Genomic DNA, 19,800 nt, shown 5'->3' on the forward strand with positions numbered 1-19,800 from the left:
ATGCGAAACCGACGGTTACGCGGGCTCGGCGCCGCCCGCGCGGGCGGTATCGCGAGTCTCCTGCTCGCGCTGGCCCTGCCGCACGCGGCTGCTGCCGGCAGCGACGCGCTGAAGGTGCTCGTCGAGCAGGGCCGATACTGGCAGGCGCACGGTCGAGGCGACCTCGCGGCACAGGCCTGGCAGAAGGTGCTGGGCGTCGATCCGGATCAGCCCGACGCGCTGTTCGGCATGGGCATGGTGCTCGCCGATCGCCACGATGTCGACGGCGCGCGCCGCTACCTGGAACAGTTGCGCCGTATCGCGCCCGGCTTTGCGCGGATCGACGAGCTTGGCCGACGCCTGGGCGACGCGAGCGTGCGGGACGGCGAGATCAGCGATGCCCGCCGCCTCGCGCAAACGGGGCAGAGCGCGCTGGCCGCGCGACAGTATCAGCACGCGCTGCAAGGCGCGCCGTCGTCGCCGGCACTGCAGCTCGAGTACTTCCAGGCGCTCGCGGCCACGCCGAGCGGATGGAATGAAGCGCGGCGCGGCCTGGAACGTCTCGCGCGCGACAACCCCGACGATCCGCGCTACGCGCTCGCGTATGCGCAACACCTGACCTATCGTGACGCGACGCGCCGCGACGGCATCGCGCGGCTCGAGCAGTTGTCCGCCGACGGGAAAGTCGGGAAAGAGGCGCGCCAGAGCTGGCGCCAGGCGCTGCTCTGGCTCGCGGCAAGGCCGTCGGATCAGGCGCGCTATCTCGCCTACCTGAAGCGGGTGCCCGACGATCCGCCGGTCAAGGCGCGCTACGACAGCATGGTGCGACAGGATCAAACCGGGCGCGAGGGCGATCAGCGAGGCGCGTCGAACGAAGCGCGCGGCCGCGCGATCGAGGACGGCTTCGCGGCACTCCAGCGCGGCGATCTCGACGCGGCGCGGGCCCGCTTCGACGGCGTGCTCGACACGTTGCCGAACGACAGCGACGCGCTGGGCGGTCGCGGCATCGTCGAACTGAAGCAGGAGCGCTTTGCGCAGGCGCGAAGCGATCTGGAGCGCGCGTCGCGAGGCGGGAATGCGGCGCGCTGGCGATCGGCGCTGGGCAGCGCGACATACTGGGCCTACACGAGCGAGGCACTGGGCGCGCAAAGCAACGGCGACTTCGCACAGGCGAAAGCGCTGTTCGAGCGCGCGATTCTTGCCGATCCGTCGAACGTCACCGCGCAGGTGCTGCTGGGCGACGCGCTGCTGGAGCATCGCGATGCGCGTGGCGCCGAGCAGGCGTACCGGATGGCGCTGCGGCGTCAGTCCGACAATCCGGACGCGATACGCGGCATGGTCGGCGCGCTGGCCGCGCAGGGGCGCGGCGACGAAGCATTGCAGTTCGCGACGCAACTGAGCGCCGAGCAGCAATCGAAGGCCGGCGGCCTCGACCGGCTGCGTCGCACGGCCGAGGCGGCGCAGGCGCGGCAGGCCGAAGCGCGCGGCGACCTGGGCGCGGCGCGCAGTCTGTTCGAGGATGCGCTCGCGGGCAGCCCGGACGATCCGTGGCTGCGGCTGGATCTGGCACGCGTGTACGTGCGGCAAGGCGCGCTCGCGTCGGCTCGCAGCGTGATGGACGGATTGCTGGCCGAGCGACCCGACATGCCCGACGCGCTCTATGCCGGCGCGCTGCTGGCCGAGCAGACGCAGGACTGGAGCATCGGGCTGCAGCGGCTCGAGCGCATCGCGCCCGCGCAACGCACGACGGCGATGACGACGTTGCAGCACCGCCTCTGGGTCGGCCAGCAGGTTGCACTCGCGACACGGATGGCGCGCGAGGGCCGCCGTGCGCAGGCGCTCGGCGTGCTGCACGATGCGGAGGGAATCGGTCAGGCGGTGCCGGCGCTCGCGGCGCAGCTGTCGGCGGGCTATGCGCAAGCCGGCGACACGTCGCGTGCGCTCTGGATCGTGCAGCGTGCGCTGGCCCGGGAACCGGGCAACGCCGACGTGCTGCTGCAATATGCGCGGATTCTGCTGACCGTGCGCGACGATGCGCTTCTGGGCGACGCGATGCGCCGGCTCGCCGCGATGCCGCTGTCGCCCGCGCAGCGCGGCGACTTCGAACGCCTGAACCTCGAAATCGTCGTGCGCCAGGCCGATGCGGTACGCCAGGCAGGCGACCTCGCCGGCGGCTACGCCGTCATCGCACCGTGGCTGGCCGCGATGCCCGACAGCCCGGAACTCCAGACCGCGCTTGCGCGGCTGTATACGTCGGCCGGCGACGCGCCGAACGCGCTGAAATGCTATCGGGTCGCCCTGGCCCGCCGGCCCGACGATACGGGATTGCTGGTCGCGGCGATCTATGCGGCGAGCGGCGCGAAGGCATGGCGCGACGGCGAAGCGTTCGCGGCCACCGCGCTGCGTATTGCGCCCGACGACGCAGGGCTGCTTGCCGCGACGGGCCGCCTGTATCGCGCGGAGGGGAATCTTTCGCTCGCCGCGCAGTATCTGCAGCGTGCGCTGCTGACCGCCAATACGCCGCCCCCGAGCAGCAAGCCGGCGCGGTCGAACGTTCCGCGCGGTTGGGAGGACGCGATGCGGCGCATCGGCGCGAACCCGCTGCCCGGTACCAATCCGTTCGAAGGCAAGACCGCCGTCGACGTCGTGCGTCCGTCGACCGGCTCCGGCGCCGCGGTACCGCCGCTGCCGGGCATGCCTTCCTGGTCCACCCCGTCTTCTTCTGCCCCGACCGTGCCCTATACGATGCCGCCCGCGCCGCCCGCGACCTACGTCACACCGTCCGCCATGCCGGAGGCGCACATGGTGCCGTCCGCCATGCCGCTGCAGCCAGTCGCGCGCGATCCCGGCGGTTACGGCCAGGAGAGCGCTGGCGCGGGCGAATCGGGTGGGCCTGCGATCGCGCGGCGCTATCGGCCCTATCGGGAGCCTGCCGCCGACGTACCGCCGGCGGGGACGTCCGCGGGATGCGTGTCGCAGGCCGATTCGAACGATGACTGCGCCGGCTACGTCGCCACGCCATGGCCGATGTCGCCGGCGTCGCGCGCTGCGGCGACGAGCGCGTCGCCGATGGCATCCACGCCCTCCGCCAGGGCGAGCCGGCCGTCGCGCGGCGGCGCGAAGGCTCCCTCCGCGCGGTCGTCCGCTCCTTCGCTGGCATACGGGCAGCCCGATGCGTCGCCTCGCTATATCCCGCAACCGCCGGCCGGCTATGCGCAAAGTGCGACCGCGGCCCGGTCGCCGCGGCCGGATGCGGGCGCGGACGCCGGCGGACAGATGCTCGATGTCGCGTCGGAGCTTGCCCAGGTGAACCGCGAGCAGGCCAGTACGGCGACCGGCGGCCTCGTGTTCCGAAACCGTACGGGCGAAGCAGGGCTGTCGGGCCTCACCGATATCGAGGCGCCGCTCGAAGGGCGTATCAAGGCGGGCAACGGCCACATCGTCGTGACCGCCACCCCCGTCATGCTCGACGGCGCCAACTCGGCCACCGATGTGCCGACCCTCGCCCGGTTCGGCGCGGGGCTCGCAGCGGCGCCCGGCGGCGGCTCGCCGGGTTCCCAGACGGCGAGCGGCGTCGGTCTCTCCGCAGGCTACGAAGGCAAGCAATTGAAGGTCGATATCGGCGCGACGCCGGTCGGGTTCCCTTACCAGGATATGGTTGGCGGCGTGCGCTACAACGGTGCCATAACCGATCGGGCCGCCTATTCGCTGGCCGTCACGCGCCGCGCGGTGACCGACAGCCTGCTGTCGTTCGCGGGCGCGCGCGATGCGGGTGCCGGCCTCAAATGGGGCGGCGTGACGCGCAGCGGCGCGCGCGGCGCGCTGAGCTGGGACGACGGCACCAGCGGCGCGTATGTCGCGGGCGCGTTCGACTACTACGACGGCCATCACGTGGAACGGAACTTCGCCGGCAAGGGGAGCGGCGGCGCCTATACGCGCCTGTTTCGCGACGCCGACCGGACGCTTACCGTGGGCATCAATGCGACGTGGATGCGCTTCGGCAAGAACCAGTCATATTTCACGTACGGCCAGGGTGGCTATTTCAGTCCGCAGCAGTATGTGATCCTGAACATACCGGTCGAGTATGCGGGGCGAACGGGTGCCTTTGCCTACGATCTGAACGGTTCGTTCGGTGTGCAGCATTACCGGCAGAACGCGGTGCCGTATTTCCCGCTCGATCCCGGCATGCAGGCGCAAGCGGCGGCGAACGCAGCCACCAGTCAAGCGGTGGGGCTCGACCCGGGGGCCGTGTATCCGGCACGCAGCAAGACCGGCATTGCCTATTCGCTCGCCGCGCGCGGCGAATACCAGGTCGCCCCGCAGCTTGCCGTCGGCGGGACTGCCTCGTTCGGCAACGCTTATCAGTATCGCGAGTGGACGGCGGCCGTCTATCTCCGTTACAGCTTCACGCCACAAGTCGGCGTGTCGCCGTTTCCGCCGCGCGCGTTCACGTCGCCGTATCTCGCGGAAGCCGACTGACCGGATTCGCATGGAGTCGTGGCGGTTCGATGCGATATGCAGTGCACGACGCCATCCTCGCGCATACGCATGCTGGCGGATCCGTTCAGAGGTTGGTCGGCCCGTCGTTGATGCGGAACAGTGCGACGCCGATACAGAAGCCGAACGTCGCGCGGAAAATGTCATTGTCGATGCCGAACATGGTCGCATCGCTGATCAGGCCGTGGCGCGCAAACCTCGGCCCTCGGCGAGGGGATGGGGCGGCTAATCGCTTACGTATCGTATGAGCAATACTTTTCAGATTCGCGGGTTGTCTAACCCGGGGTCGTGGCCCGACCGCGGCGCTTTGTCGTTTCAGACGCGTCTAATCCCAGAAACTCCGCACCGCGACCGCGACGATCACCGGCACCGAAAACACCAGCGGAATCGCGAAATACTGCGCTTCGCGATCGACGATCCAGCTATAGATCAACCACGCCGCGCCGATCGCGAACGTGATGAGGCCGACCAGCACGGCGGCGATATTCAGCGCCAGCTTCGACGGCTGGCGGCGCGCTTTCTCGTTGGTGTCGGGTTCGCGCGGAGAGGATTTCATCTGAAGAGGGGCCTGGCAGGTGTAAAAGCACAGGAGACCCCATCCGCACCGATCGCGCAAGGGCCTGCGCATGCCGGCCCGGTATTGTCGGTGAGCGCGCGTTACAACCCGAACGACGCCGCCAGTTCGTCGAGCAGTTCGCGCTGGAACGCGACGAACCGCTCGCCCGGCTGCTGCGCGAGCGCGAGGTCGAGCATCGGATCCGCGACATCGGTGCGCATGCCGGCCAGCTCCTCGACGATCGCGAGTCCGCAGAACGGCACGTACGCCTCCGAATAGCCGCCTTCATGGACGATCACGAGCCGCCCGCCGCAGTGGCGCTGCGCCGCTTCCTTCACCGCACGCGTCATGAACCGGTAGCTGTCGGTATGCAGCTGCATGCGCGCGAGCGGATCGACCGCGCTCGCGTCGAGGCCGCTCGCAACGACGATCAACTCGGGCCGGAACCGCTCCAGCGCCGGCAGCACGATGCGCGCGAAGGCATGGCGATACGCGTCGTCGCCGCTGCCCGCGAGCAACGGCACGTTCAGGTTCGCACCGACGCCCGCGCCTTCGCCGCGATCGCCGCTGCCGCTGTAGCCGGGCGGAAAGCAGCGGTCCTGATGCAGCGAGATCGTCAGCGTGTCCGGATCGTCGTAATAGATCGACTGCGTGCCGTTGCCGTGATGCACGTCCCAGTCGAGCACCGCGACGCGATCGATGCCGTGCTTCGCGCGCGCGGCCTCGATCGCGATCGGGATGTTCGCGAGCAGGCAGAAGCCCATCGGGCGATCGCGCAGGCAGTGATGGCCGGGCGGTCGCGACAGCGAGAACGCGTTGACCGCATGCTCGGCGACGACGGTGTCGACCGCCGCGATCGCGAGGCCTGCGGACAGCGCGGCGATTTCGTAGCTACCGTTGCCGAACGGCGCGAGATCGCCGAGGTCGCCGCCGTGCGCATCGCTGAGCGCGCGGAACGCGTCGAGATAGCTTGCCGGATGGATGCGCAGCAGATCGCCGGTGGTGGCCGGCGCGGCGCCGCGCATGTCGAGGTGGGCGGCAAGGCCCGACGCCTGCACGAGCGATAGGAAGCGGCGTTTCGAATCGGGCGATTCCGCGTAACCGGCGCTCGACGGCGGCTGGACCCAGCCGCCGACCGGGAAGAACAGCGCGTGCGTGCCGCCGGTGTGCCAGAAGGTGCGTTCGTCGGTGAAGAAGGCAGTGCGATTCATGGGTGGGCTTGACCTGTCACGGTTGGGAAGAAACGGAAGTCATGGAAGTCCGCGTGCGGCGGTCGATATGGCGCAGCGCGGCGAACGACGCGATCGCGACGGCGGTTGCGGCCGCGAACAGCGCATGCATCGTGCCGCCGGCATCGAGCAACAGTCCGGCGAGCAGGGGGCCGGCCGCGAGCCCCGCGCCGATGACGAAATTGAGCGTCGCGACGAGGCGCCCGGACGTATCGATCTGCGCGACGGTCGCGAGAATGAACGGGAGCACGAACGTCCACGCGAACTTGAACGCGAAGATCGCGGCGCTGTAGCCGCTCGCCCGCGGCAGCGCGGCGAGTGCGACGAGCGCCGCCGCGAGCAGCGCGTAACCGGCGGCCAGCATCGCCCGCCGTGCAAGCCGGCCGCCCGCGCACGATGCGAGCGCCGCGCCGGCAATCCCCATCACGCTCGCGATCGCGAGTACGTTGCCGGTCGACTGCGGATCGAGCCCGGCCGCCGCCGCCGCGCGGCTCGCGAACGTCCACACGCTGCCTATCGCGAGATAGAACGCCAGCACCGCGCCGATCGCGAGCGCGACGAAACGTCGTGACGCATCCGTCGCGGCGTCGCGCGCGGCCTGCGCCGACGCGGTCCGCGCACCGAGCGTCGCCGGAAAGCCGCGCGACAGCGGCGCGGCAAGCCCCGCGAGCAAGGCCAGCGCGACATACAGCGCACGCAGCCCGAACGCGGCGAACAGGTGAGGCAGCACGAACAGGCCGATCGCGCCGGCGATCAACTGGCCGACGACCCACAGCCCGTACACGCGATCGCTGTTCTCGCTGGTGGCCGCGCTCGTCATGCAGAGCACCATCAGCGAACCGCCGCCGAGCGCGGTGACGGCGCGCAGCGCGAGCAGCGGGACGAAGCCGGGCATCCACCACGCGGTCAGGAGATTGCCCACGCCGAACAGGGCGATCGCGCAGGCAGCGACGCGGCGCGCATCGACGCGGCCGAGCCACAGGTACGACGGCAGGGTCGCGACGCTGAACGCGCCGAGTTCGACGAAGAAGTACGTGCCGATCTGCGACGCGGACAGCCCGAGCTGCGTCGCCAGCTGACCGGCGACGGCCGGCGCGACGAGCAGCAGCAGCGGCGTGATGGCCGCGAACACGACGAGTGCGACGAGCGTCGAGCGTGCGAATGTCGACGCGCGGCCGTCGGACGGCAGCGCGGCATCGGAGCAAAGGGTTTTCATGGCGGGATCTCGCTGGACGGAATCAGAACAGGTGGTACATGCCGGCCATCGCGCCGAACTGCGATGCGCCGGCGAGCGGCGTCGGGTCGTATTCGTAGACGGTCTGCGAGCTCTGGCCGCTGTTGCGCGCATAACCGAGGTTCACGTAGGCGACGGTGCGTTTCGACAGCGCGTAGGTGGTGCTCGCGATGAACAGCGTCGGGTGGCCGATCGCCGGCGTGTGCGAATCGGTGTGGTAGACGCCCGCGTTCAGTCCGATTCCGCTCGACGTCAGGTAACGCGCGCCGCCCCAGACGATCGTGCGCGCTGCATCGAGCTCGCCGGTCAGGCGTTCGATGCCCGCATAGACGGTGAGCGGCAGGGTCGCGAAGGCATAACGCGCGGCGAGCGTGCCGAGTTCGCGGCGGCGCGCGGACGCGTCGTCCGCCGCGGATGCGTCGCCATGCGCCTGATGCAGCACCGCGCTGACCGACAGTCCGTTGCTCGTGTACTGGCCGCCGAGTTCGAGCACGCGTGCGGCGCGCGTATTGCCCGCGACACCGGCCGTCGCCGCGAGGGCCTCGACATCGAAGCCGGCGAACGTCGGCGACTGGTACTTGATCGAGTGGTCGATGAAGTTCGCCGTCATCGGCACGATCACGCCCTGGCCGCTGTACGACGCGTACCACAGCGGGTCGTAGAACAGCGTCTTGTCGAACAGCACGCTGAATTGCCGTCCGAGCGTGACGGTGCCGACCGGGCCTGCGACACCGACGTACGCGCCGCGGAAGAACGCATGGCCTGCGGCGGTCGCGGTGCCGTCGTTGAGGTTGAGGCCCTGTTCGAGCTTGAACAGCGCGCGCCAGCCGCCGCCGAGATCCTCGTTGCCCTTCAGTCCGACCTGCGACGGCAGGATCCCGTAGTTCTGCAACTGCACGGCCGCGTGCCGTCCGTCGGCATGCGTCAGGTATTGCACGCCGGCGTCGAGCGCGCCATACAGCGTGAGGGTCGATTGCGCGTGCGCGGCGAGACTGCACGCGGCGAGCGCCGCGGTGGCGGCGGCCGTGCGGATGAAGCGGGGTGTCATCACGTGGGGTTCTCCATACCGTGCTGCATCGTGTGTCGTTGGTGTTGTCGCGACGCAGTGTCCGCAGCGGGAAAGCCGGCGAACAGTCGTGCAGATGAACGGTGTGGAAAACCCGCGGTGCACGGCATGGATGTGCCGCGACGCCGCGGTGCGGCGTGCTGCGCAGCAGCAACGGGCGGCGTACCGTTCAAATGGATGGGGCTGCCGCGTGTTCCGGCAGCGGCGCCCGTCAAAAATGCCGGTCGCTATAATCGGCCGGTCTGCGTTGCGCGCATCAGCGGCCCGATCGGGCGGGGGAGCGGAAGGTGAGGATCACGACGGATATCGGGCAGGATCTCGACGCGCTGCGCGACGTGCCGGCCGCGATCGTGCTCGACGAATCCGCATGGCCGCCGCTGCCGTCCCGCCGCGCCGATTTCGACGGCGTGACGCGCGGCGACACAGCGCGGCGCGAACTCGGCCTGATGCTGCTCGACCTGTACGCGGTCGCCGCGCAGTCCGGCATCGGCGAATTCGAGTGCCGCTTCTTTTCGCTGCTGCAGGGGCTCATCCCGTTCGACGCCGCGTGGACCGGCGTCGCGACGCACGTGCCGACCGGCCCCGTGATGCACAACAGTTTCCTGTACCGCCTTCCGCATGCGTTCTTCAGCGACTGGAAACGCGTGCGCGACTGCGATCCGCTCGCGCAACGCACGCTGCTCGGCGCACACGGCCGCGCGGTGCGCTTGTCGGTCGTCGAGCCGGGGTTCGACGCGCGGTTTCGCGACTGGTGCGTGAAGTACGGGCTGGCACAGCTGATGTGCGTGTGTACGCTCGACCGCCGCTTCGGGCTGACGACCTTCATGTCGATCTACCGCCAGGGCCTGAATCGTCCGTTCAGCGACGACGACGCGAGCCGCTTCGAGGAAGTGATCCCGCATCTGGCGGCCGCGCTGACGATCAATCGCGCGGCACAGCTCACGCGCGAGCGTGGCGACGCGGTTGCGCCGGCGGCACGCGCGCTGTGCGACAACTTCGGCGTGCTGCATCACGCCGATCACGGCTTCGACGACGTGCTGCGGACCGAATGGCAGGCGTGGACGGGCCCGCGTGTGCCGCAGCCGCTGGTCGCGCATGTGCGGCGCCAGTCGGGGCAGCCGTTCATCGGCGACGCGTTGCGCATCCGGTGCGTGCCCGTCGCGGGGCTGTTCCAGATCGAGGCGCGGCCGCGCTCGCTGCTCGACCGGCTGAGTCCGCGCGAACTCGCGGCGATCCGCCATTACGGCGCCGGGCGTTCGCACAAGGAGGTCGCGCAGCAGATGGCGATCTCGCCGACGACCGTGCGTCACTACCTGCGCTGCGCGTACCGCAAGCTCGGCATGCACGACAAGAGCCAGATCGCCGGCGTGCTCGGTGCGACGGGCGGCCGGACCGACGACGAGCCGGTGGAGGCGGGCGGCGCGCCGCGCTGAATCGCGCGTGCGGACACCGGCATGCAGACACCCGCATGAATAGTTGTATCCGCAACCATTGAGCGTTATGCTCGTCAGCTCCCAGCAGACGGATTTCCATCATGAACGACACGAATTCAGGGTCGGTGCGCGCGGCGGTGGTCGGTGTCGGCGCGATCGGCGGATTGCTCGCGGCCGCGCTGTCGCGCGCCGGCATGACGGTGAGCGCATACGTGCGCGGAGCGACGCTCGATGCGCTGAACGCGCACGGCGTGCGCGTGGTCGACGAGGCGGGCGCCGTGTCGTCGGTCCCGGTGCGCGCGAGCGACGACGCGGCCGCGCTCGGCGTGCAGGACTACGTGGTGATCGCGTTGAAGGCGCAGGCGTTGCCGGCGCTGGCCGCGCGCATCGCGCCGCTGGTCGGGCCCGGCACCGTGATCGTCGCCGCGATGAACGGGCTGCCGTGGTGGTTCACGCACGGGCTCGCGGGCCCGCTCGACGGCGTGCCGCTCGACGCGGTCGACCCGGCCGGCGCGGTCTCGGCGGCGCTGCCGCCCGCGCAGGCGATCGGCTGCGTCGTGCATCTGTCGTCGAGCACCGATGCGCCGGGTATCGTGCGGCGCGGCCGCGGCAACCGCCTGATCATCGGCTCGCCCGATCCGAGCCTCGACGCGCCGACCGCGCGGTTCGCGGCGGCGCTTGCCGCGGGCGGCTTCGACGTCGAGTCGACACCGGCGATCCGCACCGAGATCTGGGCGAAACTGTGGGGCAACATGAACATGAATCCGTTGAGCGCGCTCACGGGTTCGACCGCCGAGCAGCTGCTCGACGATCCGTTCACGCGGGAACTCGCGTTGCGGATGATGGAGGAGGCGGCCGCGATCGGTGCGAAGCTCGGTCTCGATACGGGGATGAGCGGGCCGCAGCGGATCGCCGTGACGCGCAAGCTCGGCGCGTTCAAGACGTCGATGCTGCAGGATGTCGAGGCCGGACGGCCGCTCGAGACCGGGCCGATCCTCGGCGTGTTTCCGGAGCTGGGGCGCAAGCTCGACGTGCCGACGCCGTATTGCGACGCGGTGCTGGGGTTGCTGCGTCAGCGCGCGGCGAACAGCGGGCTATAGCGGAGTGGGATCGCCGCGGTGATTGCCTGGCGTGATGGAGGCCGGCGCGCAGTCGTTCGGTGCGTGCCCGGCAGGGAAGACCGGGCCGCCGCCCATGCGTTCGGGCGACTCGGGCGCCCTGCGGGATTCATCTGAATAAAGCGGCGGCCGCTGGATCGCTCGTGACGCTCGCACGGCCCGGTGCGGCAATTCCCGGGCATGTGCCGCACATTCGCGACGCGCGAGTGGCACGGATCGCGTCCGCCGCGCGACTCACTCGTCGCGTTCGACCGCGTGCGCGACCACCTTGTCGAGCAGCCGCTCGAACGTCTGGCGTTCACTGTCGGACAGGCACGCGAGCAAGCCTTCATTCCACTTGCGCACGACCGGCATGATCTTGCGATGCAGCGCACGGCCGTCGGCGGTCAGCGCGATCAGCACGATCCGGCCGTCCTCCTCGCTCGCGCTGCGCTCGAGCAGCCCCTGGCGCAGCAGCGCTTCCGCCGCGCGGCTCGCCTGGCTCTTGTCGAGATTGGTATGACGGGCGAGATCCATGATCGAAAACGGGCCGAACGCGCCGACGGCGGCGATCACGCGCGCCTCGGGCAGCGAAATGTCCAGCTTGTGCCGGTACACCTCGGCGATCCCGCGGTCGGATCGCTTCGTGAGCGCATGGAGGCGATAGGTCAGAAACTGATCGAGCCCGGCTTGACGGCCTTTCATGTCGAATCCTGAAGAAAAAGGGCGGGCCCGATTGTTCCTGTATCGCGCGCTCGGGTCAACGGTCAGTGTGCGCCGTACTTCAGCCGTGTCAACTGTTCGGCTTCGTTCGCGAGCAGGTTCGCCGCGTCGCGGATCGCGACGTCGAGCGTGATCGGCCCCGGCGCCGGCGAAAAGCAGCCGGAAAAATGTTCGGACAGGCGCGGCAGCGCGGCCGGGTCGACCGCGCCCGACAGCAGCGACGCGGGCACGCCCGCGGCCTGCGCATGACGGCAGGCGATGAACGGCGCCTTGCCGTGCAGCGTCTGCACGTCGGAGCGGCCTTCGCCGGTGATCAGCCAGTCGGCGCCGGCAAGTGCCGCGTCGAGCCCGATCTGCCGCGCGACGACTTCCGCGCCGGCTTCGAACTGCGCACCCAGCATGTGCAGCGCAAAACCGAGGCCGCCCGCGGCGCCGGCACCGGCCAGGTCGCGGGCGCGACCGGCGGAAGTCCCCGTGGGACGCCGGTCGAGCGCGGCCTCGAGCAGGTCGGCGAAGCGGTCGAGCGCGGCATCGAGGGTCGCAATCTGGTCAGGCGTCACGCCCTTTTGCGGACCGAATACCGCGGTCGCGCCATGCGCGCCCGTCAGCGGATTGTCGACGTCGGACATGCCGGTGAATTCCGCTTCCTTCAGGCGCGGATCGAGCCCCGACGCGTCGATCCGTGCGATGTCGGCGAGCCGCGCGGGGACGGGTTCGACCAGCTGGCCGGCCGCATCGAAGCATTGCAGGCCGAGGCCCGCGAGCAACCCCGCGCCCGCGTCGTTGGTGCTGCTGCCGCCGAGTGCGACGAAGAACCGGCGCACGCCGTCGTCGAGCAGCGCGCGGATCGCCTCGCCCATCCCGCGCGTGCTGCGCGCGTCGACCGGCACGCTCATGCCGACCGCGTCGGTGATCCCGACGATCTCGGCCGTCTCGACGATCGCGGTGCGCGCATCGATCACGCCGACCGCCGCGTCATGTGGCGCGAGCGACGCGCCGGCCACCCGCATGACACGCCGCGTGCCGCCGCCGGCGAGCATCGCATCGAGCGTGCCTTCGCCGCCGTCGGCCATCGGGCAGCAGCGCACGACCGCGTCGGGCCGGGCGCGGCGGATGCCGGTGGCGATCGCGTCCGCGACCTGCTCGGCGGAAAGCGAGCCTTTGAACGAATCGGGCGCGATGACGACGACAGGCGCGGACGGGTGTTGCGGCATGGTGTCTCCGGAAGGCGTGATTGGTGTGATGAATGATGGCGCGAGCGCGTCGCACCCTCAATCGGAGCTTACAGGATGGCGGGCCCGCGGTGGATACGGCGGACGGCATAGCGGCGATCCGCGTGCATGGCCGTGCACGGACAGCGGGTATGCACGTACGTCGTGCCGATCTGGCGGTGCGAGGAAAATTGTTTGCTAGAATAGTCGATTCTTCCGGCCAAAGCCGTGCTCCGAGCCGCTTGCGCTAGCCATCCGGCGCGTGCAGGGATGGCGTGGCGCTCCGGCGCGGCGTGTGCATGCGATGCACCTCTCGCCGCAGGCAGGCACGGCAAGGAAAACCCGATTCGCTCGAATAATTTTAGGACGATTGAAGCCATGGCTAACGTTGTTGAGAACCTCGGCAAGCTTGAACGCCGCGTGACGATTTCCCTGCCGAAGGACACCGTGCAGAAGGAAATCGACGCCCGTATCCAGAAACTCGCGAAGAACGTTCGCATGCCGGGTTTCCGCCCGGGCAAGGTGCCGCTGAAGATGGTCGCCCAGCAGTACGCGGGTCAGGTCGAGGCGGAAGTGCTGAGCGACAAGATCGGCCAGGAATTCTTCACGATCAGCCGCGCGGAAAACCTGCGCGTGGCTGGCCAGCCGAACTTCGAGCCGAAGCAGGAGCAGGCCGAGGATGCCTACGCGTTCGACGCGACGTTCGAGGTCTACCCGGAAGTGAAGATCGGCGATCTGGCGACGGCTGAAGTCGAGCGCTCGACGACGTCGATCGGCGATGCCGAAATCGACCGCACGCTGGACATCCTGCGCAAGCAGCGCGTGCACTTCCACGCTCGCGGCGAAGCCGGCGAGCACGGCGACGGCGGTGCGGACACCGCAGCCAAGAACGGCGACCGCGTGACGGTCGACTTCGTCGGCAAGATCGACGACGTCGCGTTCCAGGGCGGCACGGCCGAAGACTTCCCGTTCGTGCTCGGCGAAGGCCGCATGCTGCCGGAATTCGAAACGGCGGCGCTCGGCCTGAAGGCCGGCGAACAGCGCACGTTCGACCTGAAGTTCCCGGACGACTACCACGGCAAGGACGTGGCGGGCAAGACGGCGCAATTCACGGTCACGATGAAGAAGATCGAGTGGCCGCACCTGCCGGAAATCGACGGCGAATTCGCGAAGTCGCTCGGCATCGAAGACGGCGACCTGACGAAGATGCGCGGCGAGATCAAGGAAAACCTCGAGCGTGAAGCGAAGCGCCGCACGCAATCCATCGTCAAGAACCAGGTGATGGATGCGCTGCTGAAGATTTCCGAACTCGACGTGCCGAAGGCGCTGATCGAGCAGGACCAGCAACGCCTCGTCGAAATGGCTCGCCAGGATCTGGCGCAGCGCGGCGTGCCGAACGCGAAGGACGCACCGATCCCGGGCGAGATGTTCGCCGAGCAGGCAGAGCGTCGCGTGAAGCTGGGCCTCGTGCTGGCCGAGCTCGTGAAGTCGAACAGCCTGGAAGCGAAGCCGGAACAGATTCGTGCGGAAGTCGACGAGTTCGCGAAGAGCTACGAAGACCCGAAGGAAGTGGTCCGCTGGTATTATTCCAACCAGCAGCGCCTCGCCGAGATGGAAGCGTTCGTCGTTGAAAGCAACGTCGTCGACTTCGTGCTGGGCAAGGCAAAGGTGACGGACAAGGAAGTGAGCTTCGAGGCACTCGCGAGCGCATCGGCGCAAGCGTAAGTGTCGCTCTAGCGGCGTGCCGGCTGTCGGAGCGACGGCCCGCACGCCGTTTTTACGTCAAGCGCACGGTTGCCATTAATATGGCGATTGAGCGGGCGGCTTCCTTCCGTTCAATTTTCCATTCGAACAAGGTTCATTGAATGATCACTCGCGCTGAATTGCTGGACATGCTTGCTTCGAACGCGCCGCAGGGTTTCGAGGCGCAAGCGCTGGGGCTGGTGCCGATCGTCGTCGAAACGAGCGGCCGCGGCGAGCGTTCGTACGATATTTATTCGCGTCTCCTGAAGGAGCGCCTGGTGTTCATGGTCGGCGAAGTGAACGACCAGACCGCCAACCTCGTGGTCGCGCAATTGCTGTTCCTCGAGAGCGAGAATCCCGACAAGGACATCAACCTCTACATCAACAGCCCGGGCGGCTCGGTGTCGGCCGGCATGGCGATCTACGACACGATGCAGTTCATCAAGCCGGACGTGTCGACCCTTTGCATGGGCCTCGCGGCCAGCATGGGCGCGTTCCTGCTCGCGTCGGGCGCGAAGGGCAAGCGCTTCGCGCTGCCGAACTCGCGCGTGATGATTCACCAGCCGCTCGGCGGCGCTCGCGGCCAGGCATCCGACATCGAGATCCAGGCTCGCGAAATCCTCTACCTGAAGGAACGGCTGAACAACCTGCTCGCGCAGCACACGGGCCAGGACGTCGAGCGCATCGCGCGCGACACCGACCGTGATAATTTCATGTCGAGCGAGGACGCGAAGGCGTACGGGCTGATCGATCAGGTGCTGCTGAAGCGCCCGTGAGCTTAAGTGGGGTGCCGCCCCGATTCGCGCGGCACCCCCGCAACGTCCCGAGTGCCTTGAGCATCTGCGGCAAGCGCATCCAGCCGGCTCCGGTCGCGCCCTAGGCGCGGCGTCCGGAGCATTCGGCGTATCATGTCATTTACCTGTCCGGAGGCTCTACATTCATGGCGGACAAAAAAGGTTCGAACAGCGAGAAGCTGTTGTATTGCTCGTTCTGCGGGAAGAGCCAGCATGAGGTGAAGAAACTCATCGCCGGCCCGTCGGTATTCATCTGCGATGAGTGCATCGACCTCTGCAACGAGATCATTCGCGACGAGGCGGCTGCCGCCGGCGTCGAGGCCAGCCTGTCCCGGTCGGATCTGCCGAGCCCGCAGGAAATTCGCGACATCCTCGATCAGTACGTGATCGGCCAGGAGCGTGCGAAGAAGATCCTCGCGGTGGCGGTGTACAACCACTACAAGCGCCTGAAGCATCTCGACAAGAAGGACGACGTCGAGCTGTCGAAGAGCAACATCCTGCTGATCGGCCCGACGGGCTCCGGCAAGACGCTGCTCGCGCAGACCCTCGCGCGGTTGCTGAACGTGCCGTTCGTGATCGCCGATGCGACGACGCTGACCGAAGCCGGCTACGTCGGCGAGGACGTCGAGAACATCATCCAGAAGTTGTTGCAGAACTGCAACTATGAGGTCGACAAGGCGCAGCGCGGGATCGTCTACATCGACGAAATCGACAAGATCAGCCGCAAGTCGGACAACCCGTCGATCACGCGCGACGTGTCGGGCGAGGGCGTCCAGCAGGCGCTGCTGAAGCTCGTCGAGGGCACGATGGCGTCGGTGCCGCCGCAGGGCGGCCGCAAGCACCCGAACCAGGATTTCATCCAGGTCGACACGACCAACATCCTGTTCATCTGCGGCGGCGCGTTCGACGGTCTCGAGAAGGTGATCACCGATCGCACCGAAAAGACGGGCATCGGCTTCGGCGCGACGGTCAAGAGCAAGCAGGAGCGCGACGCGGGCGAAGTGCTGCGCGAGACGGAGCCGGAAGACTTGATCAAATTCGGTCTGATCCCCGAATTGATCGGCCGTCTGCCGGTGGTCGCGACGCTCGGCAAGCTCGATGAAGCCGCGCTGATGAAGATTCTCGTCGAGCCGAAGAACGCGCTCGTCAAGCAGTATCACAAGCTGTTCGCGATGGAGCGCGTCGAGCTGGAAATCCGGCCGGGCGCGTTGCAGGCAGTCGCCCGCAAGGCGATCCGCCGCAAGACCGGCGCGCGCGGTTTGCGTTCGATCATCGAACAGGCCTTGCTCGACGTGATGTACGAGCTGCCGGCGATGAAAGGGGTCAGCAAGGTCATCATCGACGAGAACGTGATCGATGGCGACGGCAAACCCCTGCTGATCTATGAGGACACGCCGAAGGTGGCGGGTTCGAACTGACCGGCTTGCCGACGATGTTCTGCGAAAAAGGCCGTTCATGAGACCGTGGGCGGCTTTTTTTCGTTTATCTTGTGGGTAACTCTGACTCGACACGCGGTGGTTACTTTCTTACCGAATATTTCCCGCACTTGAAGGCTTGCAATTCGTTGTGGCGGCCTCAATTACCGAACAATTGATTCCACTCATGGGGAAATGAAATGTCAGGCACCCAACTTCTCCCGCCGGAACGCATCACGCTCCCGCTGCTGCCGCTGCGGGACGTCGTCGTTTTCCCGCACATGGTGATTCCGCTCTTCGTGGGCCGGCCGAAATCGATCAAGGCCCTCGAAGCAGCGATGGAAGGCGGCAAGCACATCATGCTCGTCGCCCAGAAAACCGCGGCCAAGGACGAACCGACCGAAAAGGACATGTACGAGGTCGGTTGTATCGCCAACATCCTGCAGATGCTGAAGCTGCCGGACGGCACCGTGAAGGTGCTCGTCGAGGGCCTGCAGCGTGCGAAGGCGTTGTCGATCGAAGAGCAGGAGACGCAGTTCTCCTGCGAAGTGATGCCGCTCGAGCCCGATCACGCCGACAGCGCGGAAACGGAAGCGCTGCGCCGCGCGATCGTGTCGCAGTTCGACCAGTACGTGAAGCTGAACAAGAAGATCCCGCCGGAGATTCTCACGTCGCTGTCGGGCATCGATGAAGCCGGTCGCCTCGCGGACATGATCGCCGAGCGTCTGCCGCTGAAGCTCGACCAGAAGCAGCATATCCTCGAGATGTTCCCGGTCATCGAGCGCCTCGAGCACCTGCTCGCGCAGCTCGAAGCCGAGATCGACATCCTGCAGGTCGAAAAGCGCATCCGCGGGCGCGTGAAGCGCCAGATGGAAAAGAGCCAGCGCGAGTACTACCTGAACGAACAGGTCAAGGCGATCCAGAAGGAACTGGGCGAAGGCGAAGAGGGTGCGGATCTCGAGGAACTCGAGAAGCGCATCAACGCCGCGCGCATGCCGAAGGAAGCGAAGAAGAAGGCCGACGCCGAGCTCAAGAAGCTGAAGCTGATGTCGCCGATGTCGGCGGAAGCGACCGTCGTGCGCAACTACATCGACACGCTGATCGGCCTGCCGTGGCGCAAGAAGAGCAAGGTCAACAACGATCTGTCGAACGCCGAGCAGGTGCTCGACGAGGATCACTTCGGCCTCGAGAAGGTGAAGGAACGCATCCTCGAGTACCTCGCGGTGCAACAGCGCGTGGACAAGGTCAAGGCGCCGATCCTGTGCCTCGTCGGGCCTCCGGGCGTCGGCAAGACCTCGCTCGGCCAGTCGATCGCGCGTGCGACGAACCGCAAGTTCGTCCGGATGGCGCTCGGCGGCGTGCGTGACGAAGCCGAGATCCGCGGCCACCGCCGGACGTACATCGGCTCGATGCCGGGCAAGATCCTGCAAAGCCTCGCGAAGGTCGGCGTGCGCAATCCGCTCTTCCTGCTCGACGAAGTCGACAAGATGGGCATGGATTTCCGCGGCGATCCGTCGTCGGCGCTGCTCGAAGTGCTCGATCCGGAACAGAACCACACGTTCGCCGATCACTACATCGAGGTCGACTTCGACCTGTCGGACGTGATGTTCGTCGCGACGTCGAACTCGCTGAACATCCCGCCGCCGCTGCTCGACCGGATGGAAGTGATTCGTCTGTCGGGCTACACGGAAGACGAGAAGGTCAGCATCGCGCAGCGTTACCTGCTGCCGAAGCAGAAGAAGAACAACGGCCTGAAGGAAGGCGAGATCGAGGTCGCCGAGCAGGCGATCCGCGACATCATCCGCTACTACACGCGCGAAGCCGGTGTGCGTTCGCTCGAGCGGGAAGTGTCGAAGATCTGCCGCAAGGTCGTGAAGATGCTGCTGCTGAAGAAGGCATCGGGCGCGATCAAGGTCGATGGCGAGAACCTCGATACGTTCCTCGGCGTGCGCAAGTACGACTTCGGCCTCGCGGCGAAGGAAAACCAGGTCGGTCAGGTGACGGGCCTCGCGTGGACGGAAGTCGGCGGCGACCTGCTGACGATCGAAGCCGCGGTGATGCCGGGCAAGGGCAACGTGATCCGCACCGGTTCGCTCGGCGACGTGATGAAGGAGTCGGTCGAGGCTGCACGTTCGGTCGTGCGCTCGCGTTCGCGGCGTCTGGGCATCAAGGACGAAGCGTTCGAGAAGCAGGACATCCACATCCACGTGCCGGAAGGCGCGACGCCGAAGGACGGTCCGTCCGCCGGCGGTGCGATGACGACCGCGCTGGTGTCGGTGCTGACGGGGATCCCCGTGCGTGCCGATGTCGCGATGACGGGCGAGATCACGCTGCGTGGCGAAGTGCTGCCGATCGGCGGGCTGAAGGAAAAGCTGCTGGCTGCGCATCGCGGCGGCATCAAGCTCGTGCTGATCCCGGAAGAGAACGTGAAGGATCTCGCGGACATTCCGGACAACGTGAAGAACGCGATCGAGATCGTGCCGGTCCGCTGGATCGACAAGGTGCTCGAGCTCGCGCTCGAACGTACGCCGACTCCGCTGCCGCCTGAAGAAGAGGCGAAGGCTGCGGCACCGGTTGGCGAGGCGGCGAAGGATGCCGGCTCGACGGAAGTCGTCAAGCATTGAGAACCTGAACGCCGTCGCTGACGGTGGTTCACGAAACCCGCGGCGTGTCCGCGGGTTTTTTTATTGTGCGCCCAGCATGGGCGCATTCCTGCGGGTGTAAGTCCCGCCATGAGCTGGTCACGGCGAGTGAAGTGAAGCGCAACTGCATGAGGGTGACCGAGTGTGGGGAGGAAGCGTGGAGCGTAAATCGCGAGCCGAT

The 19,800-nt window shown here is 67.6% G+C and carries 13 protein-coding genes; 7 read left to right on the forward strand and 6 right to left on the reverse strand.

From position 1 onward, the window contains the following. On the forward strand, positions 1-4,458 hold the full coding sequence (locus tag DIE21_RS24290) for a cellulose synthase subunit BcsC-related outer membrane protein (RefSeq protein ID WP_124500096.1): 4,458 nt from the start codon (positions 1-3) through the stop codon (positions 4,456-4,458). A 343-nt stretch (positions 4,459-4,801) separates the two neighbouring features. Here the strand turns inward: DIE21_RS24290 and DIE21_RS24295 are convergent, their stop codons facing one another. The 4 genes from DIE21_RS24295 to DIE21_RS24310 form a co-directional block, all read right to left on the reverse strand. Further along, positions 4,802-5,032: a hypothetical protein gene (locus DIE21_RS24295; protein WP_124500097.1), complete on the reverse strand. Its 231-nt coding sequence runs from the start codon at positions 5,030-5,032 to the stop codon at positions 4,802-4,804. Positions 5,033-5,133: 101 nt separating this feature from the next. Then, entirely contained in the window at positions 5,134-6,243 is a 1,110-nt protein-coding gene (locus DIE21_RS24300; RefSeq protein WP_124500098.1) for a class II histone deacetylase, read from the reverse strand. A gap of 16 nt (positions 6,244-6,259) precedes the next feature. After that, positions 6,260-7,477, reverse strand: coding sequence for an MFS transporter (locus tag DIE21_RS24305; protein WP_124500099.1), 1,218 nt, complete (start codon positions 7,475-7,477; stop codon positions 6,260-6,262). Positions 7,478-7,499: 22 nt separating this feature from the next. Then, the gene (locus tag DIE21_RS24310) at positions 7,500-8,546 is read right to left on the reverse strand and encodes a porin (RefSeq protein ID WP_124500100.1); all 1,047 of its coding nucleotides are present in this window, start codon (positions 8,544-8,546) and stop codon (positions 7,500-7,502) included. A gap of 302 nt (positions 8,547-8,848) precedes the next feature. On the opposite strand from DIE21_RS24310, the gene DIE21_RS24315 reads away from it, so the two are divergent. Further along, entirely contained in the window at positions 8,849-9,994 is a 1,146-nt protein-coding gene (locus DIE21_RS24315) for a LuxR C-terminal-related transcriptional regulator (RefSeq protein ID WP_124500101.1), read from the forward strand. A gap of 101 nt (positions 9,995-10,095) precedes the next feature. After that, positions 10,096-11,094 carry a 2-dehydropantoate 2-reductase gene (locus DIE21_RS24320; RefSeq protein ID WP_124500102.1) on the forward strand — a complete coding sequence of 333 codons (999 nt, stop codon included), beginning with the start codon at positions 10,096-10,098 and terminating at the stop codon, positions 11,092-11,094. Between the two features lie 252 nt (positions 11,095-11,346). On the opposite strand, the gene DIE21_RS24325 is transcribed toward DIE21_RS24320, so the two are convergent. Together DIE21_RS24325 and DIE21_RS24330 are read right to left on the reverse strand one after the other, a co-directional pair. After that, positions 11,347-11,796, reverse strand: a complete 450-nt coding sequence (locus tag DIE21_RS24325) for a MarR family winged helix-turn-helix transcriptional regulator (protein ID WP_124500103.1) — start codon at positions 11,794-11,796, stop codon at positions 11,347-11,349. 62 nt (positions 11,797-11,858) lie between these two features. Beyond that, complete coding sequence (locus tag DIE21_RS24330) at positions 11,859-13,028, reverse strand: glycerate kinase (protein WP_124500104.1); 1,170 nt, start codon at positions 13,026-13,028, stop codon at positions 11,859-11,861. Between the two features lie 375 nt (positions 13,029-13,403). On the opposite strand from DIE21_RS24330, the gene tig reads away from it, so the two are divergent. The 4 genes from tig to lon all read left to right on the forward strand — a co-directional run bounded on the left by tig (position 13,404) and on the right by lon (position 19,601). Next, a complete protein-coding gene (gene tig, locus DIE21_RS24335; protein WP_124500105.1) occupies positions 13,404-14,750 on the forward strand; it encodes a trigger factor in 1,347 nt (448 codons plus the stop codon). Between the two features lie 140 nt (positions 14,751-14,890). Next, a complete protein-coding gene (gene clpP, locus DIE21_RS24340) occupies positions 14,891-15,544 on the forward strand; it encodes an ATP-dependent Clp endopeptidase proteolytic subunit ClpP (protein ID WP_124500106.1) in 654 nt (217 codons plus the stop codon). Positions 15,545-15,708: 164 nt separating this feature from the next. After that, positions 15,709-16,980 carry an ATP-dependent Clp protease ATP-binding subunit ClpX gene (gene clpX, locus DIE21_RS24345; RefSeq protein ID WP_006754177.1) on the forward strand — a complete coding sequence of 424 codons (1,272 nt, stop codon included), beginning with the start codon at positions 15,709-15,711 and terminating at the stop codon, positions 16,978-16,980. 197 nt (positions 16,981-17,177) lie between these two features. Then, the gene (lon, locus tag DIE21_RS24350; RefSeq protein WP_124500107.1) at positions 17,178-19,601 is read left to right on the forward strand and encodes an endopeptidase La; all 2,424 of its coding nucleotides are present in this window, start codon (positions 17,178-17,180) and stop codon (positions 19,599-19,601) included. Positions 19,602-19,800 lie beyond the last annotated feature (199 nt).

The organism is Burkholderia sp. Bp9140 (genome assembly GCF_003853425.1).
GTDB lineage: Bacteria > Pseudomonadota > Gammaproteobacteria > Burkholderiales > Burkholderiaceae > Burkholderia.

Coding starts and splice junctions, on each gene's coding strand:
- DIE21_RS24290 (WP_124500096.1), top strand. CDS start 1: ATGCGAAACCGACGGTTACGCGGGCTCGGCGCCGCCCGCGCGGGCGGT.
- DIE21_RS24295 (WP_124500097.1), bottom strand. CDS start 5,032: ATGAAATCCTCTCCGCGCGAACCCGACACCAACGAGAAAGCGCGCCGC.
- DIE21_RS24300 (WP_124500098.1), bottom strand. CDS start 6,243: ATGAATCGCACTGCCTTCTTCACCGACGAACGCACCTTCTGGCACACC.
- DIE21_RS24305 (WP_124500099.1), bottom strand. CDS start 7,477: ATGAAAACCCTTTGCTCCGATGCCGCGCTGCCGTCCGACGGCCGCGCG.
- DIE21_RS24320 (WP_124500102.1), top strand. CDS start 10,096: ATGAACGACACGAATTCAGGGTCGGTGCGCGCGGCGGTGGTCGGTGTC.
- DIE21_RS24325 (WP_124500103.1), bottom strand. CDS start 11,796: ATGAAAGGCCGTCAAGCCGGGCTCGATCAGTTTCTGACCTATCGCCTC.
- DIE21_RS24330 (WP_124500104.1), bottom strand. CDS start 13,028: ATGCCGCAACACCCGTCCGCGCCTGTCGTCGTCATCGCGCCCGATTCG.
- tig (WP_124500105.1), top strand. CDS start 13,404: ATGGCTAACGTTGTTGAGAACCTCGGCAAGCTTGAACGCCGCGTGACG.
- clpP (WP_124500106.1), top strand. CDS start 14,891: ATGATCACTCGCGCTGAATTGCTGGACATGCTTGCTTCGAACGCGCCG.
- clpX (WP_006754177.1), top strand. CDS start 15,709: ATGGCGGACAAAAAAGGTTCGAACAGCGAGAAGCTGTTGTATTGCTCG.
- lon (WP_124500107.1), top strand. CDS start 17,178: ATGTCAGGCACCCAACTTCTCCCGCCGGAACGCATCACGCTCCCGCTG.